Origin of the sequence: Flavobacterium sp. 83, from assembly GCF_000744835.1 — a bacterium.
Classification (GTDB): domain Bacteria; phylum Bacteroidota; class Bacteroidia; order Flavobacteriales; family Flavobacteriaceae; genus Flavobacterium.
On sequence record NZ_JQMS01000001.1, the window covers coordinates 2,196,129 to 2,217,531 of the forward strand.

General features: G+C 33.6%; 22 protein-coding genes. 8 read left to right on the top strand and 14 right to left on the bottom strand.

Going from position 1 to position 21,403, the window contains the following annotated elements:
• Nucleotides 1-136 precede the first annotated feature (136 nt).
• Together T410_RS09665 and T410_RS09670 are read right to left on the bottom strand one after the other, a co-directional pair.
• The gene (locus T410_RS09665) at nt 137-805 is read right to left on the bottom strand and encodes a ZIP family metal transporter (RefSeq protein ID WP_035671037.1); all 669 of its coding nucleotides are present in this window, start codon (nt 803-805) and stop codon (nt 137-139) included.
• Nucleotides 806-890: 85 nt separating this feature from the next.
• Nucleotides 891-1,655, bottom strand: coding sequence for a bifunctional 2-polyprenyl-6-hydroxyphenol methylase/3-demethylubiquinol 3-O-methyltransferase UbiG (locus tag T410_RS09670; RefSeq protein WP_035671039.1), 765 nt, complete (start codon nt 1,653-1,655; stop codon nt 891-893).
• A gap of 95 nt (nt 1,656-1,750) precedes the next feature.
• On the opposite strand from T410_RS09670, the gene T410_RS09675 reads away from it, so the two are divergent.
• A complete protein-coding gene (locus T410_RS09675; protein ID WP_035671043.1) occupies nt 1,751-2,926 on the top strand; it encodes a class I SAM-dependent RNA methyltransferase in 1,176 nt (391 codons plus the stop codon).
• A 52-nt stretch (nt 2,927-2,978) separates the two neighbouring features.
• Nucleotides 2,979-3,215, top strand: coding sequence for a hypothetical protein (locus tag T410_RS09680; RefSeq protein WP_035671046.1), 237 nt, complete (start codon nt 2,979-2,981; stop codon nt 3,213-3,215).
• A gap of 205 nt (nt 3,216-3,420) precedes the next feature.
• Here the strand turns inward: T410_RS09680 and T410_RS09685 are convergent, their stop codons facing one another.
• From T410_RS09685 to T410_RS09700, 4 genes are all read right to left on the bottom strand, one after another.
• A complete protein-coding gene (locus T410_RS09685; RefSeq protein ID WP_035671049.1) occupies nt 3,421-4,236 on the bottom strand; it encodes a DUF6048 family protein in 816 nt (271 codons plus the stop codon).
• Complete coding sequence (locus T410_RS09690) at nt 4,208-4,747, bottom strand: DUF6452 family protein (RefSeq protein WP_035671051.1); 540 nt, start codon at nt 4,745-4,747, stop codon at nt 4,208-4,210. Before T410_RS09690 ends, T410_RS09685 begins: the two co-directional genes overlap by 29 nt.
• 82 nt (nt 4,748-4,829) lie before the next feature.
• Nucleotides 4,830-6,245, bottom strand: a complete 1,416-nt coding sequence (rlmD, locus tag T410_RS09695) for a 23S rRNA (uracil(1939)-C(5))-methyltransferase RlmD (RefSeq protein WP_035671055.1) — start codon at nt 6,243-6,245, stop codon at nt 4,830-4,832.
• 296 nt (nt 6,246-6,541) lie between these two features.
• Complete coding sequence (locus tag T410_RS09700) at nt 6,542-6,997, bottom strand: hypothetical protein (RefSeq protein ID WP_035671058.1); 456 nt, start codon at nt 6,995-6,997, stop codon at nt 6,542-6,544.
• Nucleotides 6,998-7,279: 282 nt separating this feature from the next.
• On the opposite strand from T410_RS09700, the gene T410_RS09705 reads away from it, so the two are divergent.
• Entirely contained in the window at nt 7,280-8,329 is a 1,050-nt protein-coding gene (locus tag T410_RS09705; protein WP_035671060.1) for a sensor histidine kinase KdpD, read from the top strand.
• Nucleotides 8,330-8,430: 101 nt separating this feature from the next.
• Nucleotides 8,431-8,841: an OsmC family peroxiredoxin gene (locus tag T410_RS09710; RefSeq protein WP_035671061.1), complete on the top strand. Its 411-nt coding sequence runs from the start codon at nt 8,431-8,433 to the stop codon at nt 8,839-8,841.
• A 70-nt stretch (nt 8,842-8,911) separates the two neighbouring features.
• Here the strand turns inward: T410_RS09710 and T410_RS09715 are convergent, their stop codons facing one another.
• From T410_RS09715 to T410_RS09740, 6 genes are all read right to left on the bottom strand, one after another.
• A complete protein-coding gene (locus tag T410_RS09715; protein ID WP_035671062.1) occupies nt 8,912-9,898 on the bottom strand; it encodes an aldo/keto reductase in 987 nt (328 codons plus the stop codon).
• Between the two features lie 31 nt (nt 9,899-9,929).
• A complete protein-coding gene (locus T410_RS09720) occupies nt 9,930-10,613 on the bottom strand; it encodes an SGNH/GDSL hydrolase family protein (RefSeq protein ID WP_035671065.1) in 684 nt (227 codons plus the stop codon).
• A 151-nt stretch (nt 10,614-10,764) separates the two neighbouring features.
• Nucleotides 10,765-11,652: a cysteine synthase CysM gene (gene cysM, locus T410_RS09725; RefSeq protein WP_035671068.1), complete on the bottom strand. Its 888-nt coding sequence runs from the start codon at nt 11,650-11,652 to the stop codon at nt 10,765-10,767.
• Nucleotide 11,653: 1 nt separating this feature from the next.
• Nucleotides 11,654-12,445: a serine O-acetyltransferase EpsC gene (gene epsC / locus T410_RS09730; protein WP_035671070.1), complete on the bottom strand. Its 792-nt coding sequence runs from the start codon at nt 12,443-12,445 to the stop codon at nt 11,654-11,656.
• A gap of 223 nt (nt 12,446-12,668) precedes the next feature.
• Entirely contained in the window at nt 12,669-13,733 is a 1,065-nt protein-coding gene (locus tag T410_RS16480; protein ID WP_238567361.1) for an ATP-binding protein, read from the bottom strand.
• Between the two features lie 831 nt (nt 13,734-14,564).
• Nucleotides 14,565-14,843, bottom strand: a complete 279-nt coding sequence (locus tag T410_RS09740) for a DUF2752 domain-containing protein (protein WP_035671073.1) — start codon at nt 14,841-14,843, stop codon at nt 14,565-14,567.
• Nucleotides 14,844-14,944: 101 nt separating this feature from the next.
• Here T410_RS09740 and T410_RS09745 point away from each other — a divergent pair, with 101 nt between their 5' ends.
• A complete protein-coding gene (locus T410_RS09745; protein WP_035671077.1) occupies nt 14,945-15,127 on the top strand; it encodes a hypothetical protein in 183 nt (60 codons plus the stop codon).
• Nucleotides 15,120-15,671 carry a Smr/MutS family protein gene (locus T410_RS09750; RefSeq protein WP_035671080.1) on the top strand — a complete coding sequence of 184 codons (552 nt, stop codon included), beginning with the start codon at nt 15,120-15,122 and terminating at the stop codon, nt 15,669-15,671. Before T410_RS09745 ends, T410_RS09750 begins: the two co-directional genes overlap by 8 nt.
• Nucleotides 15,672-15,797: 126 nt before the next feature.
• On the opposite strand, the gene T410_RS09755 is transcribed toward T410_RS09750, so the two are convergent.
• A complete protein-coding gene (locus T410_RS09755) occupies nt 15,798-16,757 on the bottom strand; it encodes a hypothetical protein (protein WP_152556949.1) in 960 nt (319 codons plus the stop codon).
• A gap of 193 nt (nt 16,758-16,950) precedes the next feature.
• Here T410_RS09755 and T410_RS09760 point away from each other — a divergent pair, with 193 nt between their 5' ends.
• On the top strand, nt 16,951-17,871 hold the full coding sequence (locus T410_RS09760; RefSeq protein ID WP_035671084.1) for an EamA family transporter: 921 nt from the start codon (nt 16,951-16,953) through the stop codon (nt 17,869-17,871).
• A 16-nt stretch (nt 17,872-17,887) separates the two neighbouring features.
• Nucleotides 17,888-19,012, top strand: a complete 1,125-nt coding sequence (locus T410_RS09765; protein ID WP_035671087.1) for a cysteine desulfurase family protein — start codon at nt 17,888-17,890, stop codon at nt 19,010-19,012.
• A gap of 158 nt (nt 19,013-19,170) precedes the next feature.
• Here the strand turns inward: T410_RS09765 and T410_RS09770 are convergent, their stop codons facing one another.
• Nucleotides 19,171-21,393 (bottom strand): glycosyltransferase, encoded by a 2,223-nt coding sequence (locus T410_RS09770; RefSeq protein ID WP_035671089.1) that lies wholly within the window; start codon nt 21,391-21,393, stop codon nt 19,171-19,173.
• Between the last annotated feature and the right edge of the window lie 10 nt (nt 21,394-21,403).

Genomic DNA, 21,403 nt, shown 5'->3' on the forward strand with positions numbered 1-21,403 from the left:
GCGAGTTGTCCGTACATTTATTTTTCTGCGTGAGGGATAACAGCGGAAATCCTTTTTACTCCTGTAGCTATAGCGAAGGGAGAAAAAAGATTGCAGCGAATAGCCCGACCCTTGTGGTCACGCCCCAATTATAAAATTATATAAAATACGCCAAGACAATTCCAAAAATTATCATTGAAACTTTGGCGATATTGAACTTGTGTCCTTCGCTGGTTTCAAAAATGATAGTAGATGAAATATGAAATAATATTCCTATTACAATGGCTGTGATTTCAGTATAATATTCGTTTAAAATAGGCATATAATCAGACAAAAATGTTCCTAACGGAGTCATAATTGCAAAGGTTGCCATGAAGAAAAGTATTGCTTTTTTATCGAGACTTGCGTTGATAAAAAAAGTAGTCAAAATTATGGCAATTGGCAAATGATGAATGGCAATTCCCACCGCTAAATCATGGTGATGGCTTACAGGAAATCCTTCCAGAAAGGCGTGAATGCAAAGACTAATAAAAAGCAACCACGGGATTTGGGTCATTATTTCATGTCCGTGAACGTGACCATGTTCAGCACCTTTGGAGAAAAATTCTAATATGATTTGGAATAAGATTCCCAACATAATGAAAATTCCAATTTTTGGATTACCGCTTTCGTAGACTTCTGGTAATAAGTGCATTACCGTTAAAGAAAGTAAAAAAGAGCCGCTAAATGCTAATAATAGTTTTAGGTTGGTTTTGTTTTTTGGTTTTAAAACCAATGCGATGATATATCCTATAAGTACGGAAAGTAAAGGTAAAAGATAATTCATTTTTTTGTTTAACCGTTTATTTGTTAATCTGTATCATTTGTTTTTACGATTAATCACATAAACGATTAACCGATTAACCCACCAACTATTTAAAAATCATGATTAGTCGTTCACTATCTGTTTTGTGGAATTTTTTCAATTTGTAATCACCAAAAATGTCCAATAGGTAAATTCCGGCTTCTTCCATTAATTCCTCAAAATCTTTAAGGGTTAAGGCTTTTACTTTTTCGACAAAATGGAATTTTTGACCTTTGTCTTCAAAATCAATTTCTTTGTAAATATGACCGTCTTTTAGATAGCGTTTGATATGAAAATCGATTCCTTCAACTGTTTTTGTTTCTTCGGGAACTAATGTTTCGAGCACATTAGTAACATTCATAAAATCAATCACTGCAAAACCATATTCTGAAAGGCTTTCTTTGATGGCTTTTAATGTGGTTAGATTGTCTTCGTCATTTTCGAAATAACCAAAACTGGTAAACAAGTTGAAAACGGCATCATATTTTTCTTCAAAAGCTTCGCGCATATCGTGAACTTTGAAATGCAGTGTTTCATTAGTGTTTTTAGAAGCTTCATTAATGCTGTTTTCAGATAAATCGGCACCAAGAACATCAAACCCTAATTGGTTCAAATATATAGAATGACGGCCTTTGCCACAAGCTAGATCCAGTACTTTAGCCTTTTCAGGAAGATTAAGGTAATGGGTAATATTATCCATAAAAACTTGGGCTTCTCTGTAATTTCGTTCTTTGTAAAGAATGTGATAGTACGGAGTGTCAAACCAAGACGTGTACCAATTTTCAGTTGATTTCAGTTCGTTTTCAGTTGGTGGATTTTGTGCTGCAGACATTTATTCTTTTTCAATTAATTTGATTGATGCAAATTTAGTGTATTTTTGCCGAATATAACGATAACAATTCCCCCTTTAGGGGGTAAAGGGGGCAAATGGAAAATAATTATAAAATGATTGCCAAAACCTTTTTTGGTTTTGAAGAAATATTAGCAAAAGAATTGCAAATGCTAGGCGCTCAAAACGTAGAGCAAGGGGTGAGAATGGTTAGCTTTAAAGGAGATAAAGGGTTTATGTACAAAGCAAATTTAGCTTTACGTACGGCTTTGAAAATCCTGAAACCTATTTATTTTTTCAAGGCAAATAATGAACAAGCTTTGTATAAAGGTATTTCGAGTATGAATTGGTCTAAATTATTGAATGCCAATCAGACTTTTGTGATTGACACAACGGTACATTCAGAATATTTTAATCACTCGGAATTTGTTTCTCAAAAATGTAAAGATGCAATCGTTGATCAGTTCAGAGAAAGAACCGGACAACGGCCAAGTATTGATAAAGTACATCCTGATTTAAGAATCAACATTCATATTGACAAAGACCAAGTTTCAGTCGCACTGGATACTTCCGGAAATGCATTGAACCAACGTGGGTATAGAACCGCTACTAATATAGCTCCTATAAACGAAGTCTTGGCAGCAGGAATTCTATTGCTTTCAGGTTGGGACGGTCAAACTGATTTCTTGGATCCAATGTGTGGTTCAGGAACATTCTTAGCCGAGGCGGCGATGATTGCCTGTAATATTCCGGCAAATATTAACCGTAAAGAATTTGCTTTCGAAAAATGGAACGATTGGGACAATGATTTGTTTGATGCTATTTCAGACAGTTTGTTGAAACGTATTCGAGAATTTCATTATACGATAAAAGGATTTGATAAAGCACCAAGTGCCGTTCAAAAAGCCAAAGACAATATCAAAAATGCTAATCTTGATGAGTATGTTACTATCGAGGAGCAGAACTTTTTTGATACTGAAAAAACTTCGGAAGGGAAATTACAGATGGTTTTCAATCCGCCGTATGATGAGCGATTGGATATTCACATGGAAGAATTTTACAAAAGTATTGGTGATACCTTGAAGAAAAATTATCCGGGTACAAATGCGTGGTTTATAACAGCTAATCTGGAAGCATTGAAATACGTAGGATTAAAACCTTCGAGAAAAATCAAGCTTTTTAATGCCGGTTTAGAAGCACGATTGGTAAAATACGAAATGTACGAAGGTAGCAAGAGAACTAAGTTTCAGGCAACAAATGATAGTGTTGAATAAACAGTTTTTCACTTTCGGCCTTTGACTTTAAAAATTTTAAGACATAAATAAAATGACCAAATTACAAGTACGTGCATTTCTTTTCCAGCTGGGTTGTTTTGCAATATTATTTACATCATTCCGATTTATAGTAGATCAATATACTAATTTAACCGGATATTGGGTTCCATTGACTGCTTTTGCAGTTGGAACGCTTTTGTCGCCTAAATTTCAAGCGGTGAAAACGAAAGACGGAGAAAAATTATTTATGAAGTGGATTTTCATCAAAGGACTTCGGGTTATTGGATAGTTGTATAATTATGAGAATTGGGCAATAATGACTCGATTTTTTAAATGAACTGACATTTCTTAACTGCTCAAGATTATAAACACATAAGAAATGTAAGCTCATTTAAGCTTAAAAAGCCTTATAGATTATGAGTAGTCAAAATAAAAAAATATCGCAAAGAGAACTATTGTCTTCTTTGCGATATTTTTTTTATTCTATTTCGGAATTACTTATTTTCTACTTTTATAGGTACTATTGTAGTGGTCTTTTTTTTGTAAAAAGGAATAAAATAAGTAACCGTATAATTTAATCCTACTCCAAAAGTACCATTATAAGTTCTGTTAAAGCCCGGAATATATAGGTTGTCAAAATTATCTGGTTTTTTATTAGAAACTAAAGCGTTCAAACGAAGGCTAAAGCCCACAAACACATTATTAAAAACTTTTGCTTTTACTCCTGCTACGACTTCAATCCAGCTCGCGGTTAATCCATTGTATTTAGTGCCTGATGTAATTGCTGGTACTTCACCAAAATAAGGGTTGGCATTATAGATTTTATAACTATTCAATTGTTGGCTAAAACTGCTTAAACCATATCGCATTCCTATCGAAATGATATTTTCCATGTTTAGCCAGTTTTCATAACCGTTGTAATCAAAACCCACTTTTAGATAAGTCCCTTTTGCTGTGGTATTCAATCGGTCATCTTCGGTTGTTTTATTTTCGTTTCCAACTTCGGCCGCCAAGAAATATTTTTTTGTCAATCGATAATCTCCTACTAATTCTATTCCTTTATAGTTTTTATCATAAAGAGCTCGCGTTAGTTTGTATAAATCTATACCAACACGAAAACCATAACGGTCTGTTTTTACGATAGAATCGTTTTTTATTTCGGTAGTGTTTTTTTTAACTATAGGTTTTGGAGCTTCAGGAATCACTCCGTCCATTTTTGTTTTTTGAGTTGCATTAGTCTCTTGGGCTTGAGCCAAGAATATAGACAACATGAGGCAAAAACTAAAAAAATATTTTAATGTGTGTTTCATTTTCGTTTTCTATATTACTTTTTTCAACCGAGATGTATTTTATCCATTTTTGATCAGCTATTGTAGCGTCAGTATGTGTGTAAGGATTTGTAGTATTTAAAATAAAATTCGTTTTAAAACCACAGGCTCTTGATACAAATAGTTCTTTTCGGGTATAATCAAATTTGATATTGTCTTGATTAACGAAAGAAGCATTAGTATTTCCATAATTTAAAGTAAAACTATAGCTGGTAGTATCTTCGTTTGTTTTCAATGGAATCGAAATCGTACTTCCGCTGGTCAGGTATTTAGAATCATCTGTAGCAGTGGCATTAAAAACAATTCCATCAGTCATTCCTGCGCCAACAACTTTCAAATTCGTCACGGTTTTTAAAACGGAAGGATTGTCGTAATCATAAAATGCAATTACAAGTCTGGGTGTTGTAGGAGTATTTGCATCGCAAATATCATCTTTCTCACAACTTGAGAAGGATAGCGCTATAGCGAATACAAGTAAAAGTAATTTTTTCATAAATCTTTTAAATAAAAGCAATGTTAATGTCAAAAATCAATTTCAATAACAACAACTGCTAACTTCGACTGAACACTAAATGCTAATTTCTTCTTTCCAAAAGTACAACATTCTCCACGTGATGCGTTTGTGGAAACATATCTACGGGACGTACGCGAGTCACTTTGTATTTCTCATCCATCAAAGCCAAATCACGCGCTTGTGTAGCCGAATTACAACTTACATAAACTACTTTTTCAGGAGCAATTTTCATGATTTGTTCAATCACATCTTTGTGCATTCCGTCTCTTGGCGGATCAGTAATAATTACATCAGGATGACCGTGTTGAGCAATGAAATCATCATTGAACACCACTTTCATATCTCCTACAAAGAACTCACAATTGGTTATCTCATTGCGCACCGCATTTGCTTTGGCGTCTTTAATCGCATCAGGAACACTTTCTACACCGATAACTTTTTTTGCTTTTTTCGAAACAAACTGAGCAATAGTTCCAGTCCCAGTGTACAAATCATAAACGATTTCATTTCCAGTAAGACCAGCGAAATCGCGTGTTATTTTATACAATTCATAGGCTTGGTCCGAATTGGTTTGGTAAAAAGATTTGGCATTAATGCTAAATTTCAAACCTTCCATTTCTTCCAAGATGTAATCTCTTCCTTTGTATAATTTAATATCAGTATCGTATAAAGTATCGTTGGCTTTATTGTTCACCACATATTGCAGCGAAGTAATTTGCGGAAATTTCTCGTAAAGATGGTCTAGAAGTAATTCTCTGTTGGCTTTATCATTTTCAAAAAACTGAATCAAAACCATAATTTCACCAGTCGAAGCCGTACGCAACATCAAAGTTCTCAATAATCCTTCATGCGCTCTCGGATTAAAGAAAGTCAAACCATGCTCATTCGCAAAAGCTCTCACTTCATTACGTATCGCATTCGAAGGATCTTCCTGCAAATGACATTTGTTGATGTCCAGGATTTTGTCCCACATTTTCGGAATGTGAAAACCAAGTGCGTTTCTATTTCCTAAATCTTCGGTGCTGTCAATTTCTTTTTCGGTCAACCAACGGCTGTTCGAAAACGAAAATTCCATTTTGTTTCTGTAAAAAAACTGTTTTTCTGAACCAAGAATCGGTTCAAATTCCGGAAGTTCTATTTTTCCGATGCGTTGCAAATGATTTTTCACCTCATTTTGCTTGTAATACAATTGTTGGCTGTACTTCATATTTTGCCATTTACAACCGCCGCAAACACCAAAATGCTCGCAAATAGGTTCTACACGATGTTCTGAATATTCATGAAAATGAATTGCTTTTCCTTCGTAATAGGCCTTGCGCTTCTTGAAAGTCTGCACATCAACCACATCACCCGGAACCACATTCGGGATAAAAACTACTTTACCATCCGGAGCCTTTGCTACCGAAACGCCTTTTGCACCAGCATCAAGGACTTTTATTTGATGAAAGACAACTTTGTCTGTATTTTTCTTTGCCATAGCGCAAAAATAAGCGTTTGAATGGTTTTATAAATTCAAATTGTGAAATATTTTTACTTTTGGTATTTTTTTTTATTTGGGCCCAATCCCGCTTTCCGCTGCAAACCCGCAATTCCTCAAGCAGGAACACTATGCCGGTAAAGGAGCTTCCGCTGGTCGCTCTTTACCGGCTAGAGTTCCTAAGCTTTAGGATCAGCGGGTTTTTCGCTATAATCGGGGGCAGGGCATTGGTGATAACATTGAAAATGGTGCGTTGTTTTTATTTTCTATTCCATCCGGGAAATCTAATGAAGCAATTAGGAAATAGGATTGTCTTTTTTCTTAATTAATTCGTAGTTAATTATCGTGGGTAGGTAAAAACATAAATCGGCAGTGATTTTACCCAGTATAATTCCTATAAAATAATTTCCGGTAAGTATTGGCATCCAATACATACAGAACGGACGGATAAAAAAGAAATCTAAAATAGCGGGATAACCAAATTCTAACACCAAATTTTTAACCAATAAAAGGGTTTCTTTTATAGTGGTTTTTTGTCCCAGTTCTTGGTTCTTTTTGTTCAGCTTTTTATACGATTGCGCGATTATAATTCCATAAAATGCTAAGTATTCCGCAAACGTAATCAAATAGGCTGTAGTCAAACCGCTAAGGATTCTGCTGAATTGAGAGCTAAGCAATGCAGAACTTGTAGCCGCTAATTCTGCATATTTATATCGGTCAAACCATTCTTTAAAATTCGATTTATTAAACATTTGAGAGGTTTTATTTTATATTAAAAAAGCACTTTTATTTGTAAGTATTTGTGTTTTTTTGTTTTTCGATGAAGCTGTAGCCAAATTACAAACTGAAGCTTGCAAAACTAAGAATTTTAATTGATATAGCCATTGGGAAAAGTAATAGTCTAAGCGCAGAGATTCTAAAGGCAAGTATTTATTTTAATTTAAAATTTTCATTATTAAGATAAAATTAATTGTACGAATTTTATACTGTCATTTTTAACGTATATCTTTACATGAGTAACAAATACATTGTTTATGGAATTGTATCGTATATTATCAAAAGTCGGTTTTCTTAAAAATAGTTATGCCTATAAATTTCTATTTGTTACTTTCATAGGGATTCACATTCCATTGATTGGATTGTTATTTTTTATTTTATATGCGAAACATTCAGTATCTCCACTTTCGATTGTAGTTTTTACGCTGATCATGACTTTGTTGGCTACTGGGATTACCTTATGGGTTTTGAAAAAATTAATAAAGCCAATTGAATTGACCTCAAAAGCATTGGATGCATATAGGAATACGAGAGTGATACCCCAATTACCAACTGAGTTTAAAGATGAGGCAGGTTTGTTAATGGCTAATATACAGGAATCTATTAGAGGGAATGAAAAATATATTAATGATAAACAGGATTTAGTGTATTTGCTTTCGCATGATTTGAGAAATTTTGCAGGGAATTCAAAAACGTTAGCGAAATTTATTGTTGAAGAAAATCCAACGAATACTATTAATGAATATGCGGATTTGATTGCTCAGTCGATGGATCAACAACTTGTTTTTATAGAAACAGTTATTAAATTGATTAAAGAGGAAGATGAAATTTCAAAAAAAGTAATGAATACTAAAATTGTTCAAATTGAACCTATTTTAGGTCGCGTAAAAGAGCAAGTCAAGCAAAAACTGATAAATAAAAAAATAGAATTAATTACCACTATCGAAGTGGAGCAGGTTCTGTTGAGAATTGATGAAGATTTATTGATTCGGGTTTTAGTTAATTTAATTGATAATTCAATAAAATTCTCCTTTCCGGAAAGTGAAATAAAGGTTGGCGTTCATTTTAGCGAGGATCAATTGGCTATTGTCGTTTCTGATTCAGGAATAGGTTTCAATCCGAATTATAACGAAGAACTTTTTAAAAAATTTACCAGTAGAAGCAGATTAGGAACAGCTAATGAACCATCAACTGGTATAGGTCTGTATTTATGTAGAAAAATTGTTGAAAAGTACGATGGAACACTTTCTGCTAAAAGTGAAGGATTAAACAAAGGAGCTGTATTCTCTATCTTTTTTGATAAATAAAATAAATTAACCAGAATTTTAAATTTTAGTTAAATAAAACACTTTTCGAAGCACTTTTTTTTTAAAAGAGCTAAATTTGAGAAAACATAAAACTTATAATTATGAAAAGAAATGCAACTGCAGTTTGGATTGGTTCATTAAAAGAAGGAGCCGGGAAACTAACCACACAAAGTACAACATTGAAGGATACTCAATATTCATTCAAATCTCGTTTTGAAGCAGGAGTAGGGACTAATCCAGAAGAATTGATTGCAGCGGCGCATTCTGGTTGTTTTACGATGCAACTTTCGGCCTATATTACTGAAGGAGGTTTTGAAATTGAAAGCATCGAAACGAAGTGCGATATTGAATTGGTAGAAGGAACTATAATAACTTCTCATTTAACTGTAAATGCAAAAGTGAAAGAAATAACAGATGATGTTTTTCAACAGTTAGTTACAAAAGCTGAGAAAAATTGTCCAGTATCTAAATTATTGAATGCGGCAATTTCTACTACTGCTACTTTAGCATAAAAGGAATTTTTATATAAAAAAAAGCTCGATTTAATTTTAATCGAGCTTTTTTTGTTTTAATAAAATGGGCTTACCAAAGCTGGTGTACTTCAGATTTAATATAACGCTCATAAATTTCATTCATAGCGGCAGTTTTTTCATAGGTTAATTTTGGCAAATCGTAAACAGATAAATTAGACAATACATGACTTTCGTTTGATGCACCAGGAATGATACAACTTACTTCATCAAAACTTAAAATCCATTGTAAAGCAATAGGAGCAAGATTTGCTGCATTTGGGAATAAAGCTTTTAATTCTTCGACGGCTTTTAAGCCTAGTTCGTAATTAATACCGGAGAATGTTTCTCCTTTGTCAAAAGCAGCTCCATTCCGATTAAAATTACGGTGATCTTGGCTGTCAAAAGTAGTTTGAGCATTAAATTTCCCTGTCAGAAGCCCGCTTGCTAGCGGAACTCTGCCTATAATACCAATATCCCGTTTCAATGCTTCTTTGAAAAAGAGTTCGGATGGACGCTGGCGAAAAAGGTTGAAAATAATCTGTACGGTAGTTACATTTGGGAATTCAATAGCTTTTAGCCCTTCTTCCACTTTTTCAACACTGACACCAAGGTTTAAAATTTTCCCTTGCTCTTTCAAACGATCAAACATTTCAAAAATTTCCGGACGGTAAAATACTTCGGTGGGTGGGCAATGCAATTGGATTAAATCCAATGTTTCTAAACCGGTTCTTCTCAAGCTGTCTTCTACAAATTTTTGTAGCACCTTAGGCTGGTATCCTTCATTCACATGGGGATTGATGTGTCGGCCACATTTGGTAGCGACATAGATACGTTCAGAACGGGAACGAACCACTCGGCCTACAGCCGTCTCGCTCAATCCATTTTCGTAAACATCTGCAGTATCAATAAAATTTACGCCATTATCAATAGCCGTATTGATTAACTGATCAGCAGTTTTATCATTAAAAGGAGAACCCCATTTTCCACCTACTTGCCAAGTGCCAAGTGATATTTCAGAGATTTCAAAATCTGTTTTACCCAGTCTGCGATAGTTCATTTTTTGTATTTTTTAAAGCGACATTATTTTTTTATAAAACGATAGCTATTGCCTTTTCTAGTATAGGAGCCATGACTTCATAGCCTGTTTTGTTAGGATGTACGCCGTCATTAGAATACGAAATTGGTAATCCTTTTCTTCCGTCAACCATAGCTGAATGATAATCGACGAATATTATGTTATTGGCTACAGCATAATTTTTTATCATTTCATTCAAGGCTATTACTTTTTCAGCCGGATTTTGGTTGGGTTTCCAAAAGAAATCAAAAGCTGGTAAAACAGAACAAAGAATCACTTTGATATGATTTGCTTTTGCTAATTCGGCCATTGAGAAAATATTATTAGCAATCATATCCAGTGTCGATGGACCTGTATTTCCTGCAATATCATTTATTCCTGCTAAAATCACCACTGCTGTTGGTTTTAAGGTAATAACATCGGCTCTAAAGCGTACTAGCATTTGAGGGGTTGTTTGGCCACTAATTCCCCGATTGATATAGGGTTTTGTAGCAAAGTATTCCCCGTCTATAACAGACCAAAATTCGGTTATGGAATCTCCCATGAATACAATTCTTTTTTGACCGGCCTCTGCGGGTTTAAGATTTGTATTTTCATTTTGGTATTTATTTAAATTCGGCCAATCTTGTGCTTGCGCTTTTCCTCCCATAAATAGTATTGAAAATATAATAAAGTAAAGTGATATTGTGCTTTTCATTGGTAACAAAATTTTATATTGATTTGCTTAAAAATCTAGTAAAAGTAGATTTCAACAACATTGGAAAGTAATAAGACAATATTTAAATGGCTTTTTATTTCTAAAATGGTTAAAAATGAAAAAACATTTTTTTGAACTCTATCTTTAGTTTTTAATCAAATAAATCCGAAGATAAATAACGATCGCCACGATCACAGATAATAGCAACAATAACTCCTGATTCTAAAGTCTCGGCAATTTTCAAGGCAGCCGCAACGGAACCACCGCTGCTCATTCCTGCAAAAACACCTTCTTCAAGGGCTAAACGTTTGGTCATTTCTCGTGCTTCTTGTTCGGAGACTTCAATGATCGTATCTACTTTTGAGGCATCAAAAATTTTAGGTAAATATTCTTGAGGCCATTTCCTGATACCCGGGATTTGAGAACCATCACTTGGTTGCGCACCTACGATTTGAATTGTAGGGTTTTTCTCTTTTAGATAAGTAGAAGTTCCTATAATTGTTCCTGTAGTTCCCATTGCTGAAACGAAATGAGTTACTGTTCCCTCAGTGTCATTCCATATTTCTGGGCCTGTTGTTTTGTAATGCGCTTTCCAGTTGTCATCATTTGCAAACTGATTCAACATGATATAACCACCTTCTGCAACTTTTTTGTCCGCGTAATCTCTAGACCCAATGATTCCAGTATCTGCAGGAGTTAAAATTACGGTGGCACCATAAGCACGCATGGTTTGGGTGCGTTCCTTGGTAGAATCTTCAGGTAGAATTAATTCAATTTCGATGTTAAATAATTGGGCTATCATCGCCAAGGCTATTCCGGTATTTCCACTGGTTGCTTCAATAAGTTTGTCCCCTTTTTTTATATCGCCTCTTTCCAGTGCGGATTTAATCATGTTGTAGGCCGCTCTGTCTTTTACGCTGCCACCAGGATTGTTTCCTTCGAGTTTTAATAAAAGTTTTACGTTTTTATTTTTAACCAAATTTACAGTTTCCACCAAAGGCGTATTTCCAATCAGGTCTAATAATTTTTGTGGCTTCATGCTAATTTATTTCTTTTATTTTTACTTCTGTAGTTGTAGTATTGAGTACCATCGATTTTGCAGGAATAGATTTAGTAACCCAAGCATTTCCTCCAATGATACTGTTTTTACCAATGACTGTTTCTCCACCTAGAATTGTTGCATTTGCATAAATACAAACATTTTTCTCCACGGTAGGATGTCTTTTTGAACTTTTCATATCCTTGCTTACGCTTAAGGCTCCTAATGTGACTCCTTGGTAAATTTTTACATATTTCTCAATTACAGTCGTTTCACCAATTACAATTCCGGTGGCATGATCGATAAAGAAAGGCGATGCTATAGTTGCTCCTGCGTGAATGTCAGTTCCAGTAATGCGATGTGCGTATTCGCTCATTAATCTGGAGAAAAGCAATAGGTCTAGCAAATACAGTTCATGGCTTAGTCTGTATATGGCAATAGCGTAGAATCCGGGATATGCTAAATAGACTTCTTCGATACTATTTGAAGCAGGGTCGTTTTCTAAAATGTAAGCCGCATCTTGATTTAGTTTTTCAAAAACAATTGGTAAGCTTTCAAGGAATTTATCCCAACTAGAATCGCATAAAGCATGCGGTTTTTTACAAGCAATTGCTGAAATTTCTTTGAATTGTAATTCAAGTTCAGCTATACTTTCATCTAGAGGAGCATTAGCATCAAATAGCGTGTAGAATAATTTTTCAGTAAAGGCTTCTGTTTTTGTTTTTATTCCGTAGTTGATGGAAAAATGGCTTTTTAAGGCACTAATGTTTTTGATAATCAGATCTTTTGTCACGATTATAGGATTGAATTATTAATTTAAAAGCATAAAAGTAAGGCGTTTTTTAGAAACAGTGGTACTATTAATACAAAGAAATTAGCATATTGAATCAGAAAGTGATGTTTTTCTTGATTGATAACATTTTAGGTAGATTCAAGAAAAAATATAACATTCATCGAGAGCCTTATTTACTGCTTTTTTCCTTGAGGAAAACTAAAATTTAAAATACTATTTTGATTTAATTTTTTGGAATAGTAAAAATAAAACTGGATCCATAAATCCCGTCAGATTCGATATGAATTTTTCCTGATTTTTCTTCAATTATTTTTTTTACAATCGACAGCCCGATCCCGGTACTTTCTTTTATATCCCGGGCTAAAATAGTTTGAAAAACACCAAATACTTTTTCATGGTATTTTTGAGATATTCCAGGGCCATTGTCTTTTATAGTAAATTGATGAAAATCAGATAGGGAAACATAGGTGCATTCTATTTTTCCAATAGGTTTGTCGTTGTGTTTTACCGCATTGCTTATTAAGTTACTAAAAACCTTATATATTAATACTTTTTCAGTGCTTATAATAGGGAAATTATTGGTAATACTAGCTTCAAAATCTTTACTGGATACTTCGTTTTCAATTATTTTTTCCAGCATTGTATGTAAATCGACTCTTTCTAATTCTATATTTGTTGTTCCAATTCGGGAATATTCCAGAATACCATTGATTAGGCTTTCCATCCTTAGAATTCTCCCTTGTAATAATTTTAAATTTGTGTTTGACTCTTCGGAAACATTTGTCAAATCTTCAATAATCCATTCTGAAAGACTGTAAATAGCTCTCAGGGGAGCTTTGAGGTCGTGAGAAACTATGTAAGCAAATTGATCTAATTCATCGTTCTTTTTTTTAAGGACGGACAAAGCGGTTTGTAATTTTTTTTCTTCTATTTTTCGGTGAATAATGTCGTGATTAAGGATTTTATTCTTATCAATTATTTTAAATAAGAATAGTGATGCTGTTAAAAACAGGAGTATTAATAAACTGGATTCCATTACTTCAAACAATAAAGAATTATCCCATGATTTTGCGTCAAAATCCATGCCATATACGGCAATGGTTTTTCCAGTAGCTTTGTCTTTTATGGGGATATAAGCGCTAACCCAAGTTCCCCATCTATCAGTAGAAGGTTCTGTGATAATGTCTTTTCCGTCATTAATGGCTTTGAAAGTAGGTTCGTCAGCTTCAGTATATTCTTGTCCTGGAGGGGAATAATTTTTAGAATTCTCTGGCTCCGAATCGACCATGAAATATATTTTTCCATTCTGCTTAGTGTATAGGTACGCAAATCTCGCTTTGTGATTAACACTAATTATTGCTTTCAGACTATTTTTTAGAGCTTGATATTCGGGTTTATTAATATCGGATAAATTTAATTCAAGTTTTTTTAAAGTTTCACTTGGTAAGGATACTTCAATTGATTTTGCAATTTGTAATACACTTTGAGCTCTATTATCTTTAAAACGTATCCAGGTAAAATAAAGATAAATGATACCTAAAATGAAAATTATAAAAAAGACAGTTTTTTGTAGTAGAATTTTTTGTATTTCGTTTTTTTTCATAAAGGCTGAAATCAAAGTGATGGTACTATGCTTTTATTTTTAATAGATAATGTTAAATGCAATTTAGTGAAGTAAATTAATTCTATTTAGTTATGCTTTCAAAAATAATAATTTTTATGACTTAGAGAGGATTTAATTTGTTTAATAATAATTGTGTTTTTTAATAATTAATTTTATCGGTCGGGGATAATTGGTTTTTGATTTTAATTTTCGTCAGTTCGATTTTCGATTTGAAAATTATATCGAGAACTAAAGAGTAGTATTAAAATAGATTGTCGATACACGTTACTTCGAGTGCAAAGCGCATTGAGAAGTTTTGGTTCGTTTTACCACAGAAAATAAACACTGCCATTGACGTTTTGTTAAAGATGGTTCTCGATACAAATTTTCTAAAAAAGCCAATCGCATTTTTAGAAAATTTACTTGAACTTACCTTTTGAATAATGGTATCCAACGGGTTTAATTTTCTTTATTTCTAATGTTTAGATTTTAATTCAGAAAAATAAAATCATTTGTTTAATAGTGTTTGTAAAAATAACCAACTATCATAAATATTCCATTTAGGATACCTATGCCAATAATATATCTTTGATAATTATTTCGTTTGTCAAGGTAATTTAAACTTATAATTCCTAGAAATAATAGCGAAGTAAAAATGGCGGGATACATCTTGAAAGCTGCATCAAAATCACCTTGCAGAAGAAGCAAAAAACCTCTCTGAAAACCACAGCCTAAACACTCCACTCCAAAGAGTGTTTTGCTTAAACAAGGGAACATATATTTATCTAAATTCAATGGTTTTTCTTTTTACAATTTTACAAAAAAATAAGAAACGGTTGAGATAATAAATGGGGCAATTTTAAATTCATTACTTTTGGAAACTGATATTTAAAGAGATGAAAAAGTTTTTAATTCCCATAATGGTTATTGCGATCATTGTAGCTTTATATGAGCAAGTGAATGCAGAGAAAAATGTTTATGTAATGGTTGTTGCAATTGTTGTTTTTATGTTTGGAATGATGCAATTGAGCGCTAAGACACCAAGTAAAAATCAAGATAACGAAGACGAAAATGTTTAAAAAAGGAGATAAGGTTTCTGTGCTTGATGAAGCCATGAACGGAGTAGTATTATCTGTGAAAGACACACAGGTTACGATAGAAACTGAGGACGGATTTACGATGACATTTTTTGTCAATGAATTACTTAAAATAAACGATTCCAGTAATTTAATGGATTCTATTAGAAGAATTAATGTAGATGAAATTTCGAAAGAAAAAGAAATTCCTAAACCTAGAAGTTTTGTTAAAGAACGTAAAGATAAACACGAAACTACTGCTCCAGAGTTCGATTTACATATTGAAAAATTAGTCCCTAATAAACGCGGAATGTCTAATTATGATATTCTAACCTTGCAAACAGAAACAGCAAAAAGGCACATTGAATTTGCCATTCGAAATCGCATCCCGAAGATTGTTTTTATACATGGTGTTGGTGAGGGAATCTTAAAAGCTGAGCTTGATTTTTTATTAGGTAGGTATGATAATATCGCTTTTCAAGAAGGTAATTATCAAAAATACGGTCAAGGTGCTACAGAGGTTTATATCAAACAAAGCACAAAATAATACCCGTTTTAGGTTTTTAAACCACATAAAAAAGCGTCGAATTTAAGTCATTTTCTTCTGAAAATACACTTAAGTTCGACGCTTTTTTTTGCCTGAAAAATGCTGGTTTTAGACTGTTATTTGTCTTTAATTTGTTGTTAAAAGTTCTCCGTAAAGGTAGCTGTCTCCTAATTTAAAATCATTATTTCCTTTCTTCATAGTAACATTTTTAAGCACGATTGTATGTTTAAAACCAGTTCCAAAAGAGGTTGTAGTGACTTCAATAATTCCACTTACATTTGAAACTCCAGCCACAGCAATCCATTCTTCACTTATCGCAGGAGTTGTAGGAACTGTACTTGTACAAAAATAACTAGAGGTCAATAAACCTGAAAATAATCGATAGGTAAGCTTGTTTACAGTAGCGCTTATGAGTCCAGTTCTGGGAGTATTTAAAGGAGTAGCACTATTGACAATTAATGTAGGATCAATGTCTAATGTGAGTGCTTCACTACTGTTATTATCATAAATTTGTTTTGATGTTGGGCATTGCTCTAATGTTTTATCAAACCCAAACGGCAATGAAGTTGCTGAAGTGACATAATCTCCAAACGCAAATGTTTCATACACCTGGGTACCACTACTTTTTGCAAAAGTGATGTTTTTGAAAACAATATTGTGGCTGTAACCTGTGATTTTGGTACTGTTATCAGTTGCATTTGTAGTTTTTACAGCAGTGGTAAAAATTTGAATTTTACCGGCAATGGCTGTCCATTGGTCCGTTACAATAGGTGTTGCTGGCGGTATAGATTCACAAATGGTAGGTGATGCAACCGTTCCGTCATAAAAACGATAGACAACTCTATTTGTAGTATTGATATCTAAAAGTACAGGGGTATCAACTAAGCTGGGTTCGTTTACAAACGAACTTTCAGGAATGTCAAGAAGCAATGATTCTTTTTCTTTAAGTTTATAGATAATATTGTTATTGGTAGTGCATTTTTGTGTTGTGGCAGTTGAGAAATCAATAGTTTCCAAAGTCAAATTTCCATCATCACAGCTGTTGAACAGCAATGCTAAAACCAATAGGCTTGCAACTCTTTTCATATTTTTAGTATTTGAAACAAAAATAGAATTTTTAATTTGTTCCAAATACATTCCTATCCAAAATCATTGAATTTAACAGCATTTTAGGCTTTTAATGATTTAAAAATTGCTTTAAATGTTTTCTTGAATTGAAAATAAGCAAGAATTCAAAGCGAATAGAAATCATTATCTTTGTGGCAATTTAATATGTAATATGAGACCCAACAAATTCTATTTAGCTGCTTTTTCTGCCTTTTTTGTATGGGGTTTTTTCAGTTTAGCGTTAAAACCATTGCATGATTATCCGTCTTTGGATATTTTATTTTACCGTGTTTTTTTTAGTGTGGTTACCATGTTATTGATCAATCTTTCTTTTAGAAAAAAAGTTTTAAAAAAGGATTGGAATCAATTCAAAAGTATGACTGCAAAACAAAAGAGAAGTGTTATTGTATTGACACTTGGAGGTGGCGTTTTTTTATCCTCAAACTGGTTTGTTTTCATTTATGTAATGAATCATATCAGTGTAAAAGCCGCTTCGTTAGCCTATTTAATATGTCCCATTTTAACCACAATATTTGCTTTTTTTATCTTGAAAGAAAAGCTGAGTAAATGGCAATGGTTTGCAGTAATGATAAGTGCTTTCAGTTGTGTTTTATTATCGTTCAATCATTTTGAAGATATTTTCTATAGCCTTATCACAGCAGCAACTTATGCGATGTATTTAGTGAGTCAACGAAAAAACAGCGAATTGGATAAATTCCTTGTTTTGACTATTCAGTTGGTTTTTACAGCCTTAATTTTGATTCCTTTTTATCCAAACTATAGTGGCGTATTACCAACAGAATCACTATTCTATAGCTGTTTAGTATTCATTGTAGTTTGTTTTACGATTATTCCTTTGTTTTTAAATTTATATGCGCTCAAAGGGATTAATTCGTCGGCGGTAGGAATTATGATTTATATTAATCCAATTATTGGTTTTTTATTGGCCATATTTTATTACCATGAACAGGTAACTAATCTTCAATTGTTTTCTTATTTTCTTATTTTGGTTTCTATAGTAGTTTTTAATGAAAAGCTGATTTTTTCCAGAAAAGTACATGCCGAACCTACAGAAATAGAGGCTTTAAAATAATTTATAATTTCAAAAAATGAAAAAAGTATATCTCGATAACGCTTCTACAACGGCAATTCGCTCTGAAGTTATTCAAGAAATGACGAAAATAATGACGGAAGATTATGGAAATCCTTCGTCAACACATAGTTTTGGCCGTAATGCCAAAAGTATTTTGGAACTGTCCCGAAAATCAATTGCAAAACAGTTGAATGGTACTGCGCAAGAAATAATTTTCACTTCCTGTGGTACCGAAGCCAATAATTGGATTCTTCGTTCGGCTGTTAAGGATTTGAAAGTTGAACGAATTATCACCAGTAAAATAGAGCATCACGCCGTTTTATATTCGGTTTTAGCTTTGCAAAACGAATACGGGATTCAGGTTGATTATGTGGCTGTTAAACCAAATGGTGCAATTGACATTACTAATTTAGTAGAACTGCTTTCTCAGGATAAGAAAACGTTGGTAAGCCTGATGCATGTGAATAACGAAACTGGAACTATCTTGGATTTAGATAAAGTTGGACTCATTTGCCAAGAACATAATGTCTTGTTTCATTCTGATACGGTACAGTCCGTAGGGAAAACAGTAATTGATTTACAAAAAACACCTGTTAATTTTATTGTGGCCAGTGCCCATAAATTTCATGGTCCTAAAGGTGTTGGGTTTGCTTTTATTCGGAAAAACTCGGGTTTGCAACCTTTGTTTTTTGGTGGCGAACAGGAAAAAGGATTGCGTGCAGGTACGGAAGCTTTGCACCAAATTGCGGGAATGGCAAAAGCGCTGGAACTTTCTTGCACTAACTTAGAAATGGAAAGAAATCATATCACTGAATTGAAAAATTACTTGATTACCCAACTTGAAATTGAATTTCCTACTTTTGCAATCAATGGAAGTGCTGATGGATTTTACAATATATTGAATGTTTTATTACCTTTTTCTGTGGATAAAACGGCTATGATTTTATTCCATTTAGATATGAAAGGAATTGCAGTTTCACGCGGAAGTGCCTGTCAAAGCGGAAGTGTAAAACCTTCTCATGTATTAGCAGAAATGCTTTCGAATGAAGATTTGAAAAAACCAAGTTTGCGTATTTCTTTAAGTCATTATAACTCCAAAGCGGATATTGATTTGCTTATTGAAGCATTGAAAAGTATATAAAAGCATTGCTTTATGTTATGAGGCTCCCTTTTTTGCGTGAGTGATGGTAGTGGAGCTCTTTTTCTAAAGGCTTTTTTGCCTTTAGAAAAAAGCGGGAACGTACAGCACGACCCGGAGTTTTTACGCAGGGGCACGCCCAAATTGGAATTTTAAAGTTGTCAATTCTCGGAATATTTTTCCATGATCAATCTTGCTTTGAAATAGCATAAAGTTGATTCAGCACCTTGATTGATGTTGATGTGTTTGTCCTCTAATCCATCATAAGAAGCGCCGTTTTCAGGATTATACATAATTTGTTTCAGATGATTGTTTCCTAAAAACCAGATGAATGCCAGTTTTAATTGGTCTTTGTACTTTTTGTTTTTGGTCACTTCATAAAATAAATCGAGCGCAATTATTGTTGTTGCTACTTCTATGGGCTGTTCACCATAGAAAATTCGTTCATTTTCTTTTTTGAACCAACCTCGGTTTGAAATTACTTTTAACTGCCCTTTCATGAAATAATGGGAAAGGAGAAAATCAAAGGTGATTACTGCAATTTTTTTGTACTTAGGGTTTTTTGTAACCAGATAACTGTACATCATAGCTTCCGGCAAAACATTATTAGCATAAGTCATGTAATCTTCATACCAGCACCAATTTTCGGCTGAATTGATGTTGTAATGGTGTAAAAGTTCATCAGCAAGTTTTTGGATATGAGGTTTTATTTCATCGTCTTTGTAAAAAGAATAATAGAAATACAGACCCTTTAAGGCGTAAGCAATTGCCCTTGGGGATTTAATATTGTCAATTCTTTTTAGGGCTTTGTCCCAACATTTGACGGCCTGACAAATCATGTCTAAGGGCAAGGATTCCCTATGGGAGATTACGGTTCCTAAACTCCATAAAGCTCTTCCGTTAGCATCTTCAAGGTTTACTTCTCCGTTTTGTTTCGTTAATTGATGGTCAAAACTTTTGTAATTATCAAACCAGCCATTGCTTTGTTGAATGCCTTCTATAAAGTTTAAGTAAGTATTGGCTAATTTCAAAGTGTTTTTATCTGGAAAAGCTTTGTTGTAGAGCACCATATTGATTAATGCTCTGGCATTATCGTCTAGCGTATAGCCTGATTCAGGATCTGGTGTACTGAATTTTGAGAATTGAAGAATTCCAAAATCAGTGGTGAGTTTCTCAATATGATCTATTTTTATTGGAGGAAAATTAAATCTTAAATCTTCTTCTCGGTTCGTCAATAGGTCAAATAATAAACGATATTGAATAGCGATATTTTCCCATGTTGTGGCATGCGCCAATGTGAATGCAATTTTTCCCATGGCAACGCGCTCTTCTTTGTTTTCGATGAGGTATAAAATTGCTTTTTCGAATTCTTCAGATTGATCAAATTCATTTAATAAAATTCCGTTACCATTTACAAGAGTCTCAACGGCATGCGGAATAGGGGTAGATATAACAGCGCATCCGCAGCTCATGGCATAAGCAAAGGTTCCGCTGACAGTTTGATTTGGATCTTTGGAGGAAAATAAATAAATATCGGATAAAGTTAAAAATTCAAGTAATTGACACAATTGAAGGTATTCATTTATAAAAATGACATTGTTCTCTAAATGAAGTTCTTGCACAATAGTGTTCAGGCTATCACGGTATTTTTCTCCTTCACGATTAATTATTTCTGGATGTGTTTTTCCAATTACTAAATAAATGACTTCAGGATTTTTCTTGACAATTTCTGGTAAAGCCCGTAATACGGTTTCGATGCCTTTGTTTTCGCTGATTAAACCAAAAGTGGACATTACTATTTTATTGGAGAAATCGTATTTGTCCTTTAATTTGCCTTTTTGTTCCCATAATACGGTATGGTTTCCATGAGGAATAACCATTGTTTTTATTTTTGGCAATTGATAATCTCTGGTCAAAATTGCTTCCGAATTTTTGGTAAGCACAATAATGCGATCAGATAAATCAGCAATAGCATGTACTATTTTTTTTCTTTTTTCATCTGGATTGGGCAGGACAGTATGAAAAACAGTGACAATTGGTTTGTTTAGCGCTAATATGAAAGAGAGTATATAATCGCCATATTCGCCTCTAAAAAGGCCAAATTCATGCTGAATACAAACGAGTCCAATATCATTTCGTTCATTTATTTTTTCTGCGACGAGTCTATAATGATCTAATGAATCCACTGGTAAAATATAGGTTACCTCAGAATTGTAGGAGAAGTTTTGGTCGCTGTTTTGCAAAGCGCAAACTTCAACGGGAAGCGTGTCTCCAAAGACATTTTCTACTGCATTTACAATGTCATTAGAAAAAGTTGCTATTCCGCACTCTCTTGATGGATAGGAACTTACAATTAGCATTTTTATTCCCTTTTCGAATTTCATGGCGCTTTTT